The sequence below is a fragment of the Streptomyces sp. NPDC088915 genome (genome assembly GCF_044749825.1).
Taxonomy (GTDB): domain Bacteria; phylum Actinomycetota; class Actinomycetes; order Streptomycetales; family Streptomycetaceae; genus Streptomyces.
In genome coordinates, this window is sequence record NZ_JBIVIR010000002.1 from 1 (window position 1) to 18731 (window position 18731).

At 72.2% G+C, this 18731-nt stretch carries 14 protein-coding genes and 2 rRNA genes; 9 read left to right on the top strand and 7 right to left on the bottom strand.

Annotation, left to right across the window (positions count from 1 at the left end; translation table 11 throughout):
- Both ACIP5O_RS03605 and rrf read left to right on the top strand, forming a co-directional pair.
- Positions 1-141 (top strand): 23S ribosomal RNA (locus tag ACIP5O_RS03605); the annotation flags it as partial.
- 82 nt (positions 142-223) lie between these two features.
- A 5S ribosomal RNA gene (gene rrf, locus ACIP5O_RS03610) occupies positions 224-340 on the top strand.
- 94 nt (positions 341-434) lie between these two features.
- Here rrf and ACIP5O_RS03615 read toward each other — a convergent pair.
- From ACIP5O_RS03615 to ACIP5O_RS03635, 5 genes are read right to left on the bottom strand one after another with little or no spacing between them, the layout of a single operon-like run.
- Positions 435-1745, bottom strand: a complete 1311-nt coding sequence (locus ACIP5O_RS03615; protein ID WP_401288151.1) for a DUF58 domain-containing protein — start codon at positions 1743-1745, stop codon at positions 435-437.
- Positions 1746-1757: 12 nt separating this feature from the next.
- Positions 1758-2741 carry an AAA family ATPase gene (locus ACIP5O_RS03620; protein WP_401288153.1) on the bottom strand — a complete coding sequence of 328 codons (984 nt, stop codon included), beginning with the start codon at positions 2739-2741 and terminating at the stop codon, positions 1758-1760.
- Positions 2738-3979, bottom strand: coding sequence for a DUF4350 domain-containing protein (locus tag ACIP5O_RS03625; RefSeq protein ID WP_401288155.1), 1242 nt, complete (start codon positions 3977-3979; stop codon positions 2738-2740). The genes ACIP5O_RS03620 and ACIP5O_RS03625 overlap by 4 nt, the downstream gene beginning before the upstream one ends.
- A complete protein-coding gene (locus tag ACIP5O_RS03630; RefSeq protein ID WP_401288158.1) occupies positions 3976-4668 on the bottom strand; it encodes a DUF4129 domain-containing protein in 693 nt (230 codons plus the stop codon). The genes ACIP5O_RS03625 and ACIP5O_RS03630 overlap by 4 nt, the downstream gene beginning before the upstream one ends.
- Positions 4669-4672: 4 nt before the next feature.
- Positions 4673-5881, bottom strand: coding sequence for a hypothetical protein (locus tag ACIP5O_RS03635; protein ID WP_401288161.1), 1209 nt, complete (start codon positions 5879-5881; stop codon positions 4673-4675).
- Between the two features lie 331 nt (positions 5882-6212).
- Here ACIP5O_RS03635 and mtrA point away from each other — a divergent pair, with 331 nt between their 5' ends.
- The 6 genes from mtrA (at position 6213) to ACIP5O_RS03665 (ending at position 13734) form a co-directional block, all read left to right on the top strand.
- Positions 6213-6890 carry a two-component system response regulator MtrA gene (gene mtrA, locus ACIP5O_RS03640; protein WP_010356958.1) on the top strand — a complete coding sequence of 226 codons (678 nt, stop codon included), beginning with the start codon at positions 6213-6215 and terminating at the stop codon, positions 6888-6890.
- A 1-nt stretch (position 6891) separates the two neighbouring features.
- Positions 6892-8934: an MtrAB system histidine kinase MtrB gene (gene mtrB, locus ACIP5O_RS03645; RefSeq protein WP_401288165.1), complete on the top strand. Its 2043-nt coding sequence runs from the start codon at positions 6892-6894 to the stop codon at positions 8932-8934.
- The gene (locus ACIP5O_RS03650; protein ID WP_401288168.1) at positions 8924-10786 is read left to right on the top strand and encodes an LpqB family beta-propeller domain-containing protein; all 1863 of its coding nucleotides are present in this window, start codon (positions 8924-8926) and stop codon (positions 10784-10786) included. The genes mtrB and ACIP5O_RS03650 overlap by 11 nt, the downstream gene beginning before the upstream one ends.
- Positions 10787-10941: 155 nt before the next feature.
- Positions 10942-11793, top strand: coding sequence for a ComF family protein (locus ACIP5O_RS03655; protein ID WP_401288171.1), 852 nt, complete (start codon positions 10942-10944; stop codon positions 11791-11793).
- 294 nt (positions 11794-12087) lie between these two features.
- Positions 12088-12783 carry a ribosome hibernation-promoting factor, HPF/YfiA family gene (gene hpf, locus ACIP5O_RS03660; protein WP_185893500.1) on the top strand — a complete coding sequence of 232 codons (696 nt, stop codon included), beginning with the start codon at positions 12088-12090 and terminating at the stop codon, positions 12781-12783.
- A 198-nt stretch (positions 12784-12981) separates the two neighbouring features.
- Positions 12982-13734 (top strand): response regulator, encoded by a 753-nt coding sequence (locus ACIP5O_RS03665; protein WP_401288175.1) that lies wholly within the window; start codon positions 12982-12984, stop codon positions 13732-13734.
- A 19-nt stretch (positions 13735-13753) separates the two neighbouring features.
- Here ACIP5O_RS03665 and ACIP5O_RS03670 read toward each other — a convergent pair whose 3' ends face one another.
- Both ACIP5O_RS03670 and ACIP5O_RS03675 read right to left on the bottom strand, forming a co-directional pair.
- Complete coding sequence (locus ACIP5O_RS03670; protein ID WP_356540644.1) at positions 13754-14923, bottom strand: DNA glycosylase AlkZ-like family protein; 1170 nt, start codon at positions 14921-14923, stop codon at positions 13754-13756.
- Between the two features lie 87 nt (positions 14924-15010).
- Positions 15011-15595: a GNAT family N-acetyltransferase gene (locus ACIP5O_RS03675; protein ID WP_401288177.1), complete on the bottom strand. Its 585-nt coding sequence runs from the start codon at positions 15593-15595 to the stop codon at positions 15011-15013.
- Between the two features lie 240 nt (positions 15596-15835).
- Here ACIP5O_RS03675 and secA point away from each other — a divergent pair, with 240 nt between their 5' ends.
- Positions 15836-18646 carry a preprotein translocase subunit SecA gene (gene secA / locus ACIP5O_RS03680; protein WP_401288179.1) on the top strand — a complete coding sequence of 937 codons (2811 nt, stop codon included), beginning with the start codon at positions 15836-15838 and terminating at the stop codon, positions 18644-18646.
- The last annotated feature ends 85 nt before the right edge of the window (positions 18647-18731 follow it).

Genomic DNA, 18731 nt, shown 5'->3' on the forward strand with positions numbered 1-18731 from the left:
CGGGAAGCCTGCTTCGAGATGAGTATTCCCACCTCCTTGAGAGGGTAAGGCTCCCAGTAGACGACTGGGTTGATAGGCCGGATGTGGAAGCCCCGCAAGGGGTGGAGCTGACCGGTACTAATAGGCCGAGGGCTTGTCCTCAGTTGCTCGCGTCCACTGTGTTAGTTCTGAAGCAACGAACACGCCCCCTGCGGGGTGCGGCGGTTCGTTAACTTCATAGAGTTTCGGTGGTCATAGCGTTAGGGAAACGCCCGGTTACATTCCGAACCCGGAAGCTAAGCCTTTCAGCGCCGATGGTACTGCAGGGGGGACCCTGTGGGAGAGTAGGACACCGCCGAACAATCATTGTGGGAAAGCCCCGCACCTTTATGGTGCGGGGCTTTTCTGCGTTCACGGGCCTTTTTACCCAGGTCCCCTCAGGCCGACGCGACCGGTCAGAGACGGCCGGCCGTCTTCAAGGCGAGGTATGCGTCCGCCAGGGCGGGAGCCAGGTTCTCGGGAGTGGTGTCGACGACCGTGACGCCGTGGCGTCGGAGCTGGTCTGCGGTACGGGTGCGCTGGGACTGCGTCTGGGTGGCCGCGGCGGCTTCGTACACGCCCTCGATCGTGCCGCGGTTCGCGGCCATGCGGGCGATGTGCGGGTCGGCCACGGAGGCCACCAGGAGCGTGTGGCGCTGGGTGAGCTGAGGGAGGACCGGGAGGAGGCCCTCCTCGACGGGGGCGGCGTCGAGGCCCGTCAGCAGGACGATCAGGGACCGGCGGGGAGCGCGGGAGAGCGCGATCGCGACCAGGCCGCGGGCGTCGGTTTCCACCAGCTCCGGTTCGAGGGGGGCGAGGGCGTCGGTGACGGCGGGCAGGACGTCGCCCGCGGAACGGCCCTGGACCTGGGCGCGGAGGCGGCGGTCGTAGGCCAGGAGGTCCACGCGGTCGCCGGCGCGAGAGGCGAGCGCGGTCAGGAGGAGGGTCGCGTCCATGGAGGCGTCCAGGCGCGGCACGTCACCGACGCGGCCGGCGGAGGTGCGGCCGGTGTCCAGCACGATCAGGACGTGGCGGTCGCGCTCGGGGCGCCAGGTGCGGACGGCGACCGCGGTCTGCCGGGCCGTGGCGCGCCAGTCGATCGAGCGGGTGTCGTCGCCGGGCACGTACTCGCGGAGGCTGTCGAACTCGGTGCCCTCGCCGCGGGTCAGCACGCTGGTGCGGCCGTCGAGCTCGCGGAGCCGGGCAAGACGGGACGGCAGGTGCTTGCGGCTGGTGAACGGAGGCAGGACGCGGACGGTCCAGGGGACCTCGTGGCCGCCCTGGCGGGCCGCGAGGCCGAGGGGGCCGTACGAGCGGACCGTGATCCGCTCGGCGCGGCGGTCGCCCCGGCGGGTCGGGCGGAGGGACGTGGTGAGGCGGCGGCGCTCGCCGGCGGGGACGGTGAGGCGCTGGCGCGAGGAGGCCTGTTCGGTGCCGGGGAGCCAGCTGCTGGGCGGCCAGGCGTCCCTGAGCTGGGCGCGGAGGCGGCGGCGGGACGGGTTGGTGACCGTGAGCCGCACTTCTGCCGCGTCACCGAGTCGAACGGATGTGTCACCGCTTCGGGTGAATTGGAGCGTTCGTACTGGCGCGGCCAGGGCGTAGTCGCACAGTATTGCGAGTGAGAGGGGCGCGTTCACCGCGAGCATCCCCGTCCAGCTGGGGGCGAGGATGCCGACGGGGAGCGATCCGAGGGCCGCGAGCAGCGCGGTTCGTCCGGTGAGGGCCATGGGGCGCCGTTCTCAGCGGGGGACGGGGACGTGGGCGAGGATCGAGTGGATGACGGAGTCGGCGGTGACTCCCTCCATCTCGGCCTCGGGCCGCAGGTGGATGCGATGACGCAGGGTGGGGAGAGCGAGGGCCTTCACATCGTCCGGGGTGACGTAGTCCCGGCCGGTGAGCCAGGCCCAGGCGCGGGCGGTGGAGAGCAGGGCGGTGGCGCCTCGGGGAGAGACCCCGAGCGTGAGTGAGGGGGATTCACGCGTGGCACGGCAGATATCGACGACATAGCCGGCGATCTCGGCGGAGACCGCGACCTTGGCGACGGCGGCCCGGGCGGCTTCGAGCTCGGCGGGGCCCGCGACCGGGCGGACGCCGGCGGCCTTCAGGTCGCGGGGGTCGAAGCCCTCGGCGTGACGGGTGAGGACCTGGATCTCGTCCGCGCGTGAGGGCAGAGGGACCGTCAGCTTCAGCAGGAAGCGGTCCAGTTGGGCCTCGGGGAGCGGATAGGTGCCCTCGTACTCGACGGGGTTCTGGGTCGCCGCGACCAGGAACGGCTCGGGCAGGGGGCGCGGGGTGCCGTCGACCGTGACCTGACGCTCCTCCATGGCTTCCAGGAGGGACGACTGGGTCTTCGGGGGTGTCCGGTTGATCTCGTCGGCGAGCAGCAGGTTGGTGAAGACCGGGCCCGGCTGGAAGGAGAACTCGGCGGTGCGGGTGTCGTAGACCAGGGAGCCGGTGACGTCGCTCGGCATCAGGTCGGGGGTGAACTGGACGCGCTTGGTGTCGAGTTCGAGCGCGGCGGCGAGCGCGCGGACCAGCAGGGTCTTGGCGACGCCCGGGACGCCTTCGAGGAGGACGTGTCCCCGGCAGAGCAGGGCGACGACGAGACCGGTGACGGCGGGGTCCTGGCCGACCACGGCCTTCGCGATCTCGGTGCGCAGGGCCTCCAGGGAGGCGCGGGCGCCGTCCGAGTTCGTAGCGGTCTCGGGGGTCGGGGCGCTCATGAGGTGCGTACCTCTCTTTCGAGGGCGTCGAGTTGGTCCGCCAGGCGGATGAGAGTGGAGTCGTCGGCGGGAGCCGGGCCGAAGAGGAGGTCCTCGGAGTCCGCGGCGGTTCCGGGGAGACGGGCGGAGAGCGCGGGGAGGAGGAGTTCGGGGGAGTGGGCGTCCCGGGTGGGGACGCCGAGGAGCGGGGCGAGCCGGGTGCGGGTCGCGGTGCGCAGGACGGAGGCGGCGCGGTCGCGGGCGTTCGCCTTGCGGTAGAGGCGGGCGCGGCCCTCGGTGGCCTCGGAGGCGCGGAGGGCGACGGGGAGCCGTTCGGCCACCAGGGGGCCGAGGCGGCGGCCGCGCCAGACGGCGGCGAGCAGGGCCGCGAGCGCGAGCTGGAGCGCTCCCCACAGCCAGCCGGAGGGGATGAGCGCGAGGAAGTTGCCGGTGGTGTCGTCTTCGGACGCGTCGGCGGAGGAGTCGTACAGGGAGGGGAGGTACCAGACGAGATGGGGCCGGGAGCCGAGGAGTTGCAGGGCGAGGGAGGCGTTGCCCTGCTGGTCGAGACGGGCGTTGTGGAGGATGTCGGGCGAGCCGAGGAGGACGGTGTCGGTGGTGCCGGTGCCGGGGAGGCGGACCAGGGTCGGCAGGCCGTCGGCGGGGTAGCAGGAGTCGGCGGTGGTGCCGGGGGCGACCTCGTAGCGTTCGCCGCCCAGGTCGACGCTGCCGGCGCGGGTGGCGGCGGGCAGGGTGCAGACGGGGGAGAGGTTCGTGACGGCCGTGCCGGGGGCGCTGGTGACCCCCGGGGCGAGCGTGCCGAGGGAGGGGGAGCCCGCACCGAGGAGGACCGTGCGGCCGGCGGAGTTCCGCGCGGTGGAGCGGAGCGTCGAGAGCTGGGCGTCCGTGAGCAGGTCCGGGGCGGCGACCAGGAGGGTGGTGTCGGGGTGCGTGGCCGCCGTGGCCTCGTCGAGGGTGGTGGCGAGGGTGAGCGTGACGCCCCGCTCCTGGAGGAGTTCGGCGACGGCCCGGCTGCCGTGGGGGTCGGTGGAGCGGGGGTCGAGGGCGCCGTGGGAGCCGGCGGAGCGGACCGTGGCGAGGACGAGGCCGCCGATCAGGACCACGGCGACGACGAGGGCCGCGCCGCGGACACGGGTCCAGACCTGGCGGGCGGAAGGGGCGGTCGACGTGGTGCCGTTCGGAGCGGTCGCGGCCGGTGTGGTGGCGGGTGCCAGGGGGCCGGTGGTCTCGCTGCTCATGCAGGCGTCCCCGAGGAAGAGGTGTCGAGGGTGGGGCGGGTCCGCTCCAGGGCGGTGTCCAACTCCTCGACGCGGCGGTACGCGGACTCGTCGGCGGTGCGGCCGCCATACGTGACGTCGTCGAAGGCACGGGCCGCGAGGCACAGGCCGTCCGCGTGGGTGGGGAGGGAGCGGCCCGCCTCGGCGGCCGCCTCGTCCGCGGTGCGGCCGGGGCGGGGGTCGAGCAGGGCGCGCTCTTCGAGGGAGCGGACGACGGCCCGCATCCGCTCTTGGACGGCCTCGTTCCAGCGGCCGGCGGAGGCGTGGCGGGCGGCGGCCTCCCGGTGGTCGCGGGCGGAGCGGGGGCCGTCCGCGAAGAGGGAGTCGCCCGTGGTGGAGGGCGTCCGGCGGGGGGTGCCCAGGCGCCACCAGAGGGCGGCGGCGAGCGCGACCACGGCCAGGACGATGACGACGAGGCCGAGCACCCCGCCCGGGGTGGCCTGGGAGGCGGAGCCGAAGAGGTCGTCGAGCCACTCCCAGAAGCGGTCCAGGCCGCGCTGGAGGAGGTTCGGATCGTTCTCGTGGTACCTCGGGTCGGACAGTTCCCGCTCCGCCGCCTCGCGGGCGGGGACACGGGAGATGTCCACCGGTACGTCGCCGTCGGCGCGCGGGCGCGCCAGTGCCGTGGCCGTGCCCCCCGTGCCCCTCACGCCATCAGCCTCCGACGGTCTCGGCGCCGGGGACGGGGTCGGGGCGGCCCGCGGCCCGGATCAGTTCGAGGTCCAGGGCTTCCCGGCGGATGCGCTGGTCCACGTAGAGGAGGACCGTCACCCCGGCGGAGATCGGGTAGGTGACCGCGCTGGTGATCACGCCGCCGATGCCGGTGACGATCAGGAAGGGCCAGCCGACGGAGTCGGCGGAGCCGGAGAGCAGCCCGGAGAGGGCCTCGCCGTCCACGACGAAGCCGATGATGGTGAACGGGATCGCGATGATCATCACGAACACGAAGATCAGCAGCTGTGTGAGCAGGGTGATGCCGAAGATCCGCCACCACGAGCCCCGCACCAGCTTCGCCGAGCGCCTCAGGGACTCGGCCACGCCCCCGCGCTCCAGCATCAGGGCCGGGGAGGCGAGGCTGAAGCGGACCATCAGCCAGACGTTCAGGACCAGCGCGCCGAAACCGCCGAGGGCGGCCAGGGCGATGCCCGGGGCGCCGCCGACCAGGATGCCGGGGAGCAGGCCGACGAGCATGGTGCCGGCGCCCAGCGCCGCGAGCAGCAGGGTCAGGCCGAGCAACGGGAGCAGGCGCGGGCGGGCCTCCCGCCAGGCGGTCCCCAGCGTGATCGGGCGGCCGAGGACCGCGCGGCTGACCACGACGGCAAGGAGGGCGGCACTGATCGTCGACGCCACCAGGGTCACGAGCAGGTCGGGGCCCAGGCCGATCAGGGAGGCCCGGGCCGATTCGAGGGACTGCCTCAGCTCCTCGGCGGGCGTGGCGTCCGGGTCGAGCGCCGGGGTTTTGGGGACGAGATACCGCTGGACCAGGGTGTGGGCGGTCTGGGCGAGCACCGCAACCGCGGCCGTGATGGTCAGCACCGTGCGCCAGTAGGCGCGGAGGGTCTTCACCGCGCTGTCGAGGATCTCGCCCACGCCCAGCGGGCGCAGGGGGATCACGCCGGGCTTCGCGGCCGGCGGCCTGCCCCACTGCACGCTGGGGGGAGGGGCTCCCCAGCCCCGGCCGGGGCCGGGGGGCGGTGTCCGGTCGGTGGGCGGGGACCACCGGCCGGCGGGCGGCTGGTCCTTGGACCACTGGGAGGTGGAGCCGTTCACGTCGGCCGGGCCGGCGGGGCGGGGGACGCCGGAGCCGTCCTGGCCGCCGGAAGGGGCTGATCCGGGCGAGGTCCAGCCCGGAGTGTCGTTCACGGTCGTGCACCTCGTGGGAATGGTCGCGGTGCCGGATCGGCGAACCGGCTCGGTCACGGCGGCCGACACCTGAACGCGGCGGCGGGCCGGGTGCCATCGTGCCACGCGGGGCCCGCCCGTGGGCGGGAGCGGCCTCGTCGTTCGTAGCTTCGTCCGGACCTTCATTGTGCGGGCGGCAGACGGCACACTGTGCGGATGCCCGATCCGGCCGTACGAACCGTGCGGCAGCGGGCCGAGCGGGTCGTTCTCCACAAGATCACGACCCTGACAGGGGGAGACGCTGTGGGACAGGTCACGGCAGGTAACGATTGGCTAATGGGATGATGTCGATATGAAGGGACGCGTTCTTGTCGTCGACGACGACACCGCACTGGCCGAGATGCTCGGCATCGTGCTGCGGGGTGAAGGGTTCGAGCCGTCGTTCGTCGCGGACGGTGACAAGGCGCTTGCCGCTTTCAGGGAGGCGAAGCCCGACCTGGTGCTGCTCGACCTGATGCTGCCCGGCAGGGACGGCATCGAGGTGTGTCGGCTCATCCGGGCGGAGTCGGGAGTGCCGATCGTCATGCTCACGGCCAAGAGCGACACGGTCGACGTGGTCGTGGGCCTGGAGTCCGGCGCCGACGACTACATCGTGAAGCCGTTCAAGCCGAAGGAGCTCGTCGCCCGCATCCGGGCGCGGCTGCGGAGGTCCGAGGAGCCGGCTCCGGAGCAGCTCACCATCGGTGACCTGGTCATCGACGTGGCCGGGCACTCCGTGAAGCGGGACGGGCAGTCCATCGCCCTGACCCCGCTCGAGTTCGACCTCCTCGTCGCGCTCGCCCGCAAGCCGTGGCAGGTCTTCACCCGTGAGGTCCTCCTGGAGCAGGTGTGGGGCTACCGGCACGCGGCCGACACCCGGCTGGTGAACGTGCACGTCCAGCGGCTGCGCTCGAAGGTCGAGAAGGACCCCGAGCGCCCGGAGATCGTGGTGACCGTCCGGGGTGTCGGTTACAAGGCGGGGCCGAGCTGACATGAGTACGGGCAGTGCTGCTCCGAAGCCCGGGGACCCGGGAAGCCGTACGGGGCGGGCTGCCGGACCGGGGCGGGGGGGCTCGCGTTCCGGCCGTCCGCCGCGCGGCGGACGGCTCCTCCAGGACGGTTCGCGGGGAGGGCCGGTCTTCCGGCTCTTCGCGCGCTGGATCCGTCGGCCCCTGCTGCCCGCCGTGCGCCTGTGGCGGCGGAACATCCAGCTGAGGATCGTCGCGGGCACCCTGCTGATGTCCCTCGGGGTCGTGCTGCTGCTCGGCATCGTCGTCATCGGGCAGGTCCGCAACGGTCTGCTCGACGCCAAGGAGAAGGCCGCCCAGAGCCAGGCCGCCGGCGGGTTCTCCGCCGCCCAGGACCGGGCGGCGACCACCCCCGCGACGCCCGGGCAGCCGGACGGCGGGCGGGACGGCGCCTCCGTGAACTGGCGCTCCACACTGGTCGAGCAGCTCGCCAGCGGTGGACAGAGCGCCTTCAATGTGGTCGCGCTCTCCCTCGACACCGGTGACACCGCGAGCCGTGGCGTCCGCGCCTCCGGCGAGGTCGACCCGGCCGCGAGCATCCCCGGTGACCTGCGGCACTCGGTGGCGCAGGGCACCGACACCTTCCAGAAGTTCACGCGGATCCACTACACCAGCAGCAAGGCGTCCGAGCCCGGCCTGGTGATCGGCAAGCGGCTGAACGACGCCGAGGGCACCCAGTACGAGCTGTACTACCTCTTCCCGCTGACCCAGGAGGAGGACTCCCTCACCCTGGTCAAGGGCACCCTGGCGACCGCCGGGCTCTTCGTCGTGGTGCTGCTCGGGGCGATCGCCTGGCTCATGGTGCGCCAGGTCGTCACCCCCGTGCGGATGGCCGCCGGGATCGCCGAGCGGCTCTCGGCCGGGCGGCTCCAGGAGCGGATGAAGGTCACCGGCGAGGACGACATCGCGCGGCTCGGCGAGGCCTTCAACAAGATGGCCCAGAACCTCCAGCTCAAGATCCAGCAGCTGGAGGAGCTGTCGCGGATGCAGCGGCGGTTCGTCTCGGACGTCTCGCACGAGCTGCGCACCCCGCTGACCACGGTCCGGATGGCGGCCGACGTCATTCACGAGGCCCGTGTCGACTTCGACCCGGTCACCGCCCGCTCCGCCGAACTCCTCGGCGACCAGCTCGACCGCTTCGAGTCGCTGCTCTCCGACCTCCTGGAGATCAGCCGTTTCGACGCGGGCGCGGCCGCCCTGGAGGCCGAGCCGATAGACCTGCGCCAGGTCGTGCGCCGGGTCATAGGCGGCGCCGAGCCCCTCGCCGAGCGCAAGAACACCCGGATCGTGGTCGTCGGCGACCAGCAGCCCGTGGTGGCCGAGGCGGACGCCCGCCGCGTCGAGCGGGTCCTGCGCAACCTCGTGGTCAACGCCGTCGAGCACGGCGAGGGCCGGGACGTGGTGGTGAAGCTGGCCGCCGCGGGCGGGGCCGTCGCCGTCGCCGTCCGCGACTACGGCGTCGGGCTGAAGCCGGGCGAGGCGACCCGGGTGTTCAACCGGTTCTGGCGCGCCGACCCGGCCCGTGCCCGCACCACCGGCGGCACCGGTCTGGGCCTGTCGATCGCCGTCGAGGACGCCCGGCTGCACGGCGGCTGGCTGCAGGCCTGGGGCGAGCCCGGCGGCGGTTCGCAGTTCCGGCTCACCCTGCCGCGCACGGCGGACGAGCCGCTGCGGGGCTCCCCGATACCCCTGGAGCCCGAGGACTCGCGCCGCAACCGCGAGCAGGCGGCCGCGGGCCAGGCGCGGGAGGACGCCCGCCGGGCGGCGGTGCCGGCCCAGTCCGGTGGGGACCGGGCGGCGCTCCCGGTGCCGCCGCGGCTGCCCGGGGCGCCCCGGGCGACCGTCGACCCGACGGCGCTGCCCGGCAGCGGGGCCCGGGTGGTGGCGCGGGCGGCGGCGGACACCGACGGCCGCGGGACGCACACGGCGACGGCCGGCCGGAACGGCGACGGGAACGACCGGGGGAACGGGAACGCGGAGCGGGAGGACGGGACACGTGGGCGCTGACTCCCGAGCGGAGCACGCGGGGCGGGGACGGGTCGCACGGACGACGGTGCTGGCCGCGTGCGGCGCTCTCCTGGCGGGCGGCTGCGCCTCGATGCCCGACAGCGGGGAAGTCCAGCCGGTGAAGGGCTCCAACACGGGGGACTCGCAGGTGCGGGTCTACGCCGTCGCCCCCCGCGAGAACGCGGTCCCGGACGAGATCGTCGACGGCTTCCTGGAGGCCATGACCAGTGACGACCCCGGCTTCGCCACCGCCCGCAAGTACCTGACGAAGAAGGCCGCGGGCACCTGGAAGCCGGAGCAGAGCATCACCGTGCTCGCCACCGCGCCCAACCGCAAGCAGGCCGACCGCAACGCCGATCCCGACAAGGAGGGCCGGGTCTACCCGCTCGCCGGTCGCAAGATCGCGACCGTGGACGCCCGCCACGCGTACCAGCCGATCAGCCCCGCCGACTACCTGTGGTCGATCCACGTCGTGCAGCAGCCGACGGCCAACGGCAAGGGCAAGGAGTGGCGCATCGACAGCCTCCCGCCCGGCCTGGTCCTCGGCGAGGCCGACTTCCTCCGCAACTACCGGTCGGTCAACAAGTACTACTTCGCCTCCGGGGAGGACTGGGTCGTCGCCGATCCCGTCTACATCCGGCAGCGGCAGGACCCGGTCACCCGGATGGACCCGGTGACCCAGACCGTCAAGGCGCTGCTCGACGGTCCGACGAACTGGCTGAAGCAGGCCGTCGACTCCAGCTTCCCCTCCCGTACGACGCTGAAGGCCGGGGTCACCTCGCTGGCGACGGACGACCAGTCCACGCTGAAGGTGCCGCTCCACTTCGAGGGGAAGCAGGTCGACGGGGTGGCGTGCCGGCGGATGGCGGCACAGCTCCTGTTCACGCTGCGCGACCTGCCGTCCGTACGGGTCGAGCAGGTGGAGCTGCTGGGCGAGGCGGGTTCGCTGTGCCGGCTCGGCAAGGGGCAGGCGGCCGAGTTCGCGGCGGTCCCGGAGACCGACCTCGACGAGAAGCCGTACTTCGTCGACGACGAGGGCAAGCTGAAGAAGCTGATGGTCGCGGGCAAGGAGACGGCCTCGCCGGTCGACGTGCCCGGGCCGCTCGGCAAGGGCACGGTGCGGCTCGGTTCGATCGCCGTCGACCGGGGCGAGGCCCGGGCGGCCGGGGTCGACGAACCCGGCCGGCGCCTGTTCGTCTCCTCGATCACCACGGAGCAGGCCTCCCGGCCGCCCGTCGTGGAGAGCAATGGCGTCCGGCCCGGGGACCGTCTCTCCGCGCCCAGTTGGGGCGGCCGGGGCGATCTGTGGGTCGCCGACCGGAACCCCGTCCGGCCTCGTCTGTGGATGGTGCCGGGCGGTACCGGGAAGCGCGTCGAGGTCCGCACGCCGTGGCTGGGGGACGACCGGATCGAGTCGCTGCGGGTCTCCGCCGACGGCGTCCGGATCGCCCTGGTGATCAGGCGGGGCGAGCGCACCACCCTCCAGATCGGCCGGATCGAGCGGCACACGACGGACGAGGAGGCCACCGTCTCGGTGGTGGACCTCCAGCCCGCCGCCCCCCGGCTGGAATCGGTCACGGCCGTCTCCTGGGCCGGGCCGAGCCGGCTCGTCGTGGTCGGCAAGGAGGCGGGGGGCGTGCAGCAGATCCGCTACCTCCAGACGGACGGATCGACCTCCACGACCTCGGTGCTCCCCGGTCTGAACGGGGTGAGTTCGGTGTCCGCGCCGCACACGGAGTCGGTGGAGACGCCCATGATGGCCGACTCCGAGGACGGCATCGTCCGGCTGCCGCCGGGGACGAACTGGCAGCCGGTGGTGAAGGACGGGGACTCGCCGGTCTATCCCGGCTAGTGGGTTCCCCGCCCCTCGCCCGCGCCGGTTCGCGCGGGGGCACCTGACGTACTTCCGGGGGTTCGCCGGGTCTCCCGGGGAGCGCCGGAAGGGGTGGCCGCCGGGGGTTTTCCACAGGGGTGGCCGAGGAGCGCGGGAAGGCGCACAGTGGAGCCATGCGGGGGTGGTGGCGCGAGATCGCCGGGCTGGTGCTGCCGGTCGCCTGCGGAGGCTGCGGCAGACCGCGGACCGAGCTGTGCCCGGAGTGCGCGGAGGCGTTGACCGGGACGGGGCCGCGCCGGGTGCGGCCGGCACCCGAGCCCGCCGGGCTGCCCGTGGTGCATGCCGCCGCGCCCTACGCCGACGCCGTACGGGAGGTGCTCCTCGCCCACAAGGAGCGCGGGGCGCTCGCGCTCGCCGGGCCCCTGGGCGGAGCCCTGGCCGGTGCCGTGGAGGCCGCCGCCGGGGCCGTCACGGGGCCCGGGGGAGGGCCGCTGCTCCTCGTACCGGTGCCGTCCTCGCGGCGTTCCGTGCGGGCGCGCGGTCACGATCCGACGCGGCGGATCGCCCTGGCGGCCGCCGCACGGCTGCGGCGGGCCGGGCGGGACGCGCGGGTGGTACCGGTCCTGAGGCAGCGGCGGTACGTGGCGGACCAGGCCGGGCTCGGGGCGCGCGGACGCCTCGCGAACCTCTCCGGGGCCCTGGAGGTCGTACCGGGCGGCGCGCGACTGCTCGCGACGGGACCGGCGGCGGGACGGACGGCGGGACGGGGCGCGGGGCCGGCGGCGGGAACGGTGGTGCTCGTGGACGACCTGATGACCACCGGCGCCTCGCTGGCGGAGGCGGCCCGCGCCCTCGGAGCCGTACACCTTTCGTTCATTCCTGAAATACCGCACGGTTTACCGGCCGGTTTTGCGCAGCGCGGATTCGAACAGCGGGCGGCGGCCGTGATCGCATCCTCTCCCGCCTCCTTCGAAATAAACCGGAACTCATTGAGATCTTGGAACGTTGCAGGTGGTGAGAGGTGAAAACGCTCGAACGGAGGTATGTCGCGGCAGCGGGTGCCGACACCCGTCCGAAGGGGCTATGTTCGGTTGTGAGGAATGGCGAAAGCCATCGTCTCGCCGAATACATGGTTGCGCCTCTGGACAGGAGTTCAGGGCGAATTAACCTCCTGTCGGTGGGGTGGGGATCTTGCCCACCGGGGAGGAGGAGGTGAAAGTCGCCGAGTCCGAGCTCCGGTAATCCACCGGAGTCTGGTGCAAAGGGAGATGCCCGGCGGTCGAGGAACCGGTCCGGGCGATCCGGGAACGGAGTTCTGCGTGGACATCGTCGTCAAGGGCCGCAAGACCGAGGTGCCCGAGCGGTTCCGCAAGCACGTGGCCGAGAAGCTGAAGCTGGAGAAGATCCAGAAGCTCGACGGCAAGGTGATCAGCCTCGACGTCGAGGTGTCCAAGGAGCCCAACCCGCGGCAGGCCGACCGGTCCGACCGCGTGGAGATCACCCTCCACTCCCGCGGCCCGGTGATCCGGGCGGAGGCCGCGGCGGCCGATCCGTACGCGGCGCTCGACCTCGCCAGCGACAAGCTCGAGGCGCGACTGCGCAAGCAGCACGACAAGCGGTACACCCGCCGCGGCAACGGCCGGCTGTCGGCGGCCGAGGTCGGGGACGTCGTGCCCGGCGTCGCCGAGTTCGACGGGGAGGGCAACCTCGTCCCGGGTGAGACCGACGAGGTGCCGACCAGGATGGTGGGCTCGATCGAGGTCCAGGGCGACGGTCCGCTCGTGGTCCGCGAGAAGACCCACAAGGCCGCACCGATGACGCTCGACCAGGCGCTCTACGAGATGGAGCTGGTCGGGCACGACTTCTATCTCTTCGTCGATTCCGACACCAAGCAGCCGAGCGTCGTCTACCGGCGACACGCGTACGACTACGGCGTCATCCACCTGGAGAGCGACCCGCTCGCCGAGAGCGACCCGCTCGCCGACGGCGGCGCGGGCGGTGCGCTCGGCGGCTGACCGCCGCCCCGCACCATCCACACCTCACGGTGCCCCTGGAGCGCACGGCGCGCCCCCAGGGGCACCCCCGTGCGTCCGAGGATCGACCCGCCGGCCGCCGGGGCATGAAATCATGGCGTGCACGCCAACCGGTGCTTCCTGGGCACCGGTTGGAGGACCGGAAACGAATTCAGGCCACGGCCTTCAGGGGGAGGAACGATGGCGGACAGCTTCGGGCCGGTGCTCAGCGGGCGCGAGCACGGTGAGTCGGTCCCGGAGGGATCGGATTCGGACAGCGGCACGTTCCGCAAGGAGCCGATCCGGGTCCTCGTCGTGGACGACCACGCCCTTTTCCGGCGCGGTCTGGAGATCGTCCTCGCGCAGGAGGAGGACATCCAGGTCGTCGGAGAGGCCGGTGACGGGGCCGAGGCCGTCGACAAAGCGGCCGATCTGCTGCCGGACATCGTCCTGATGGACGTGCGGATGCCCCGGCGCGGCGGCATCGAGGCGTGCACCACCATCAAGGAGGTGGCCCCCAGCGCGAAGATCATCATGCTGACGATCAGCGACGAGGAGGCCGACCTCTACGAGGCGATCAAGGCGGGGGCCACCGGGTACCTCCTCAAGGAGATCTCCACCGACGAGGTCGCCACGGCGATCCGCGCGGTCGCGGACGGGCAGTCGCAGATCAGCCCCTCCATGGCCTCCAAGCTCCTCACCGAGTTCAAGTCGATGATCCAGCGGACCGACGAGCGCCGGCTCGTGCCCGCGCCCCGGCTGACCGACCGCGAGCTGGAGGTCCTCAAGCTCGTCGCGACCGGGATGAACAACCGGGACATCGCCAAGGAGTTGTTCATCTCCGAGAACACGGTGAAGAACCACGTCCGGAACATCCTGGAGAAGCTCCAGCTGCACTCCCGGATGGAGGCGGTGGTGTACGCGATGCGGGAGAAGATCCTGGAGATCCGCTGAGGCTCCGGTACGGGGGCGTTCAGCCCAGTTCCCGTACCAGTTCCGGGGCCAGGGCCGGGAGGTTCACGCGGTCCGGGAGGATCGTCACCGTGTCGCAGCCGACCCACTCGGCCGCCTCGCGCAGGGCACGGGCCACCGCCGGGACCGCCTTGGGGCCGTCGAGGGTCACCTGGCGGGCCACCAGCGTCCGGCCCTCGCGGGCCGGGTCCACCCGGCCGACCAGCCGACCGCCGGCGAGCACCGGCATCGCGAAGTAGCCGTACACCCGCTTCTGCTTCGGCACGTACGCCTCCAGGCGGTGCGTGAAGCCGAAGATCCGCTCCGTGCGGGCCCGTTCCCAGATCAGCGAGTCGAACGGCGAGAGCAGCGTCGTGCGGTGCCGGCCGCGCGGCTCGGTCGCCAGGGCCGCCGGGTCCGCCCAGGCGGGCTTCCCCCAGCCCGCCACCGTCACCGGCACCAGCCCCGACGCCTCGACCGCCGCGTCGAACTGCTCGCCCTTGAGCCGGTGGTAGTCGGCGATGTCCGCGCGCGTGCCCACGCCGAGCGCCTCGCCCGCCTGCCGGACCAGGCGCCGCACGCACTCGGCGTCGTCCAGGTCGTCGTGGAGCAGCGCCTCGGGGACCGCCCGCTCGGCCAGGTCGTACACCCGCTTCCAGCCGCGCCGCTCGACGACCACCACCTCGCCGTACATCAGCGCCCGCTCCACGGCGATCTTGGAGTCGGACCAGTCCCACCACTCGCCCTTGTTCTTCGCGCCGCCCAGCTCGGTCGCCGTGCGCGGGCCCTCGTCCCGCAGCTGGGCGATCACCTTGTCGTACGCCCCGGGCGACAGCTCGTGGCCCCAGTGCGGGCGGCCGCGGTAGGCGCGCCGGCGGAAGGCGAAGAGCGGCCACTCCTCGACGGGCAGCACGCAGGCGGCGTGCGACCAGTACTCGAAGGCGTGCGTCCCGGTCCAGTACGCGTCCTCGACCGTCGTGCGGCCCACGGCGCCCAGGCGCGCGTACGGGATCAGCTCGTGCGAGCGGGCCAGGACCGAGATGGTGTCGAGCTGGACCTGGCCGAGGCTCCGCAGCACCCCGCGCACACCGGCGCGGCGGTCGGGCGCGCCCAGGAACCCCTGGGCGCGCAGCGCGATCCTGCGGGCTTCGTCGGCGGACAGTTCGGCGGCGGGGCGCGGCACAGTCGTCATGGACCGCACCCTAGGCCCCGGCACTGACAGTCCGGCACCGGCGCCCGGCACCGGCGGCCCGGTCCCGACACCCGGCGCGGGATCCCGTCAGGCCGCCGGGAGGTCGCGCGCGGGCAGGTACGGCAGGGGGCTCGGGAGGCCGAAGTCGGAGGGGAGCAGGGCGCCGACCCAGCCGTCCCGGAGCGTCCCCTTGTTGGGCAGGCCGGCGCGCTGGACGCCCTCCACGACGAAGCCGACGCGCTCGGCCACCGCGCGCGAGCCGGTGTTGCCCACCTCGGCGCGCCACACCAGACGGGTGCAGCCGAGGCCGGTGAAGGCCCAGTGGGCCAGGGCGCGGACGATCTCGGTCATGTAGCCGCGGCCGCGGTGGTCAGGGGCCAGCCAGTAGCCGACCTCCCAGGTGCCGGTGCCGCAGTCCCTCAGGGAGGCCGCGGCGAGCAGCGGGCCCCCGGCCAGCGGTTCGGCGGCGAAGACGTACTCGGTGTCCTCGCGCCAGCCGTCGGGCACCAGGCGGTTCAGGAAGAAGTCGGCGTCCTGCCGGGTGTAGGGGTCGGGGACGGTGGTCCAGCGCCGGATGGCGGGGTCCTGGCAGATCGCGTGCACGGCGTCGGCGTCGCCGGGGACGGGGTTGCGCAGCCGCAGCCGGTCGGTGGTGAGGGTGATCGGATCCATGCCGGGGATTGTGGTGACCGGTCCGGGTGGAAGCGAACACTTTTCGGGCGGGGCGGCACCTTCCGCCCACCTCGTGCGTTCTCATTCCGGGCGGGCGTACGGCTCCGGCACTGCGGGCCTCCCTGTGCGAGGGCGGTCTCGCTTACGATGGCCGTTGCGGTGGGGACCACCTGCCGTGCCCGCGCTCGTGTCCATGACAAGACCCAGTGCCAGGCCCGACCGGCAAGGAGACCAGCCTCAGTGTCCGTCTTCAACAAGCTCATGCGTGCAGGCGAAGGCAAGATCCTGCGCAAACTGCACCGCATCGCGGACCAGGTCAACTCCATCGAAGAGGACTTCGTCAACCTCTCCGACGCCGAGTTGAGGGCGCTCACCGACGAGTACAAGCAGCGGTACGCCGACGGTGAGAGCCTCGACGACCTGATGCCCGAGGCCTTCGCGACGGTGCGCGAGGCCGCCAAGCGCGTCCTCGGCCAGCGTCACTACGACGTCCAGCTCATGGGCGGCGCCGCCCTCCACCTCGGTTACGTCGCCGAGATGAAGACCGGTGAGGGCAAGACCCTCGTCGGCACCCTCCCGGCGTACCTCAACGCGCTCTCCGGCAAGGGCGTGCACCTGATCACGGTCAACGACTACCTGGCCGAGCGCGACTCCGAGCTCATGGGCCGGGTCCACCGCTTCCTGGGCCTGAACGTCGGCTGCATCCTCGCCAACATGACGCCGGCCCAGCGCCGCGAGCAGTACAGCTGCGACATCACGTACGGCACGAACAACGAGTTCGGCTTCGACTACCTCCGCGACAACATGGCGTGGTCCCAGGACGAGCTCGTCCAGCGCGGCCACAACTTCGCCTGTGTCGACGAGGTCGACTCCATCCTCGTCGACGAGGCCCGTACGCCGCTGATCATCTCCGGTCCGGCCGACCAGGCGACCAAGTGGTACGGCGACTTCGCCAAGCTGGTCACCCGTCTGACCAAGGGCGAGCCCGGCAACCCGCTCAAGGGCATCGAGGAGACCGGCGACTACGAGGTCGACGAGAAGAAGCGCACCGTCGCCATCCACGAGGCGGGCGTCGCCAAGGTCGAGGACTGGCTGGGCATCGACAACCTCTACGAGTCGGTGAACACCCCGCTCGTCGGTTACCTGAACAACGCCATCAAGGCGAAGGAACTGTTCAAGAAGGACAAGGACTACGTCGTCATCGACGGCGAGGTCATGATCGTCGACGAGCACACCGGCCGCATCCTGGCCGGCCGCCGCTACAACGAGGGCATGCACCAGGCGATCGAGGCGAAGGAGGGGGTGCAGATCAAGGACGAGAACCAGACCCTCGCCACGATCACCCTCCAGAACTTCTTCCGTCTGTACGACAAGCTGTCCGGCATGACCGGTACGGCCATGACCGAGGCCGCCGAGTTCCACCAGATCTACAAGCTCGGCGTCGTCCCGATCCCGACGAACAAGCCGATGATCCGCAAGGACCAGTCGGACCTGATCTACCGGACCGAGGTCGCGAAGTTCGCCGCCGTCGTCGACGACATCGCGGAGAAGCACGAGAAGGGCCAGCCGATCCTGGTCGGCACGACCTCCGTCGAGAAGTCCGAGTACCTCTCGCAGCAGCTCTCCAAGCGCGGCATCCAGCACGAGGTGCTCAACGCCAAGCACCACGAGCGCGAGGCCAGCATCGTCGCCCAGGCCGGCCGCCGCGGCGCCGTCACCGTCGCCACGAACATGGCGGGCCGAGGTACGGACATCAAGCTCGGCGGCAACCCGGACGACCTCGCCGAGGCCGAGCTGCGCCAGGCGGGCCTGGACCCGGTCGAGCACGTCGAGGAGTGGGCCGCGGCCCTGCCCGCCGCCCTGGAGCGCGCCGAGAAGGCCGTGAAGGCGGAGTTCGAGGAGGTCAAGGAGCTCGGCGGCCTGTACGTCCTGGGCACCGAGCGCCACGAGTCCCGCCGCATCGACAACCAGCTCCGCGGCCGTTCCGGCCGTCAGGGCGACCCCGGCGAGTCCCGCTTCTACCTCTCCCTCGGCGACGACCTGATGCGCCTGTTCAAGGCGCAGATGGTCGAGCGCGTGATGGCCATGGCCAACGTGCCGGACGACGTGCCGATCGAGAACAAGATGGTCACCCGCGCCATCGCCTCCGCGCAGTCGCAGGTCGAGACCCAGAACTTCGAGACCCGCAAGAACGTCCTGAAGTACGACGAGGTGCTCAACCGGCAGCGCGAGGTCATCTACGGCGAGCGCCGCCGCGTCCTGGAGGGCGAGGACCTGCACGAGCAGATCCAGCACTTCATGGACGACACGATCGACGACTACATCCGCCAGGAGACCGCCGAGGGCTTCGCGGAGGAGTGGGACCTCGACCGTCTGTGGAACGCGTTCAAGCAGCTCTACCCGGTGAAGGTCACCGTGGAGGACCTGGAGGACGCGGCCGGGGACCGGGCGGGCATCACCGCCGAGTTCATCGCCGAGTCCATCAAGGACGACATCCACGAGCAGTACGAGACGCGCGAGAAGCAGCTCGGCTCGGAGATCATGCGCGAGCTGGAGCGGCGCGTGGTCCTGTCCGTCCTGGACCGGAAGTGGCGCGAGCACCTCTACGAGATGGACTACCTCCAGGAGGGCATCGGCCTGCGCGCCATGGCGCAGAAGGACCCGCTGGTCGAGTACCAGCGCGAGGGCTTCGACATGTTCACCGCCATGATGGAGGGCATCAAGGAGGAGTCCGTCGGCTACCTGTTCAACCTGGAGGTCCAGGTCGAGCAGCAGGTCGAGGAGGTCCCGGTGCAGGCGGCCGCGCCCTCGCTCGACAAGGGCGACGCGGTGCCGGCCGGTGCCGGGCGTCCGGAGATCCGCGCCAAGGGGCTCGACGCCCCGCAGCGGCCGGACCGGCTGCACTTCTCCGCGCCGACCGTGGACGGCGACGGCGGTGTCGTCGAGGGCGACTTCTCCTCCGGCGACGGGGACTCCGGCGACGGCCTGACCCGCGCGGAGCGGCGCAAGGCGCAGAAGAACGCGGGCGGCGGGCGCCGCCGCAAGAAGTGACGCGCTGAGCTTCGGCGTACGAGGGGCCGTTCACCCGGTGGGGTGGACGGCCCCTTCGCCGTACCCGCTCCGTCGTCACGCGTGG

Excerpts from the sequence above, each read along its gene's own strand:
- ACIP5O_RS03615 (WP_401288151.1), bottom strand. The coding sequence starts at position 1,745 with ATGGCCCTCACCGGACGAACCGCGCTGCTCGCGGCCCTCGGATCGCTC.
- ACIP5O_RS03620 (WP_401288153.1), bottom strand. The coding sequence starts at position 2,741 with ATGAGCGCCCCGACCCCCGAGACCGCTACGAACTCGGACGGCGCCCGC.
- ACIP5O_RS03625 (WP_401288155.1), bottom strand. The coding sequence starts at position 3,979 with ATGAGCAGCGAGACCACCGGCCCCCTGGCACCCGCCACCACACCGGCC.
- mtrA (WP_010356958.1), top strand. The coding sequence starts at position 6,213 with ATGAAGGGACGCGTTCTTGTCGTCGACGACGACACCGCACTGGCCGAG.
- mtrB (WP_401288165.1), top strand. The coding sequence starts at position 6,892 with ATGAGTACGGGCAGTGCTGCTCCGAAGCCCGGGGACCCGGGAAGCCGT.
- ACIP5O_RS03655 (WP_401288171.1), top strand. The coding sequence starts at position 10,942 with ATGCGGGGGTGGTGGCGCGAGATCGCCGGGCTGGTGCTGCCGGTCGCC.
- ACIP5O_RS03665 (WP_401288175.1), top strand. The coding sequence starts at position 12,982 with ATGGCGGACAGCTTCGGGCCGGTGCTCAGCGGGCGCGAGCACGGTGAG.
- ACIP5O_RS03670 (WP_356540644.1), bottom strand. The coding sequence starts at position 14,923 with ATGACGACTGTGCCGCGCCCCGCCGCCGAACTGTCCGCCGACGAAGCC.
- ACIP5O_RS03675 (WP_401288177.1), bottom strand. The coding sequence starts at position 15,595 with ATGGATCCGATCACCCTCACCACCGACCGGCTGCGGCTGCGCAACCCC.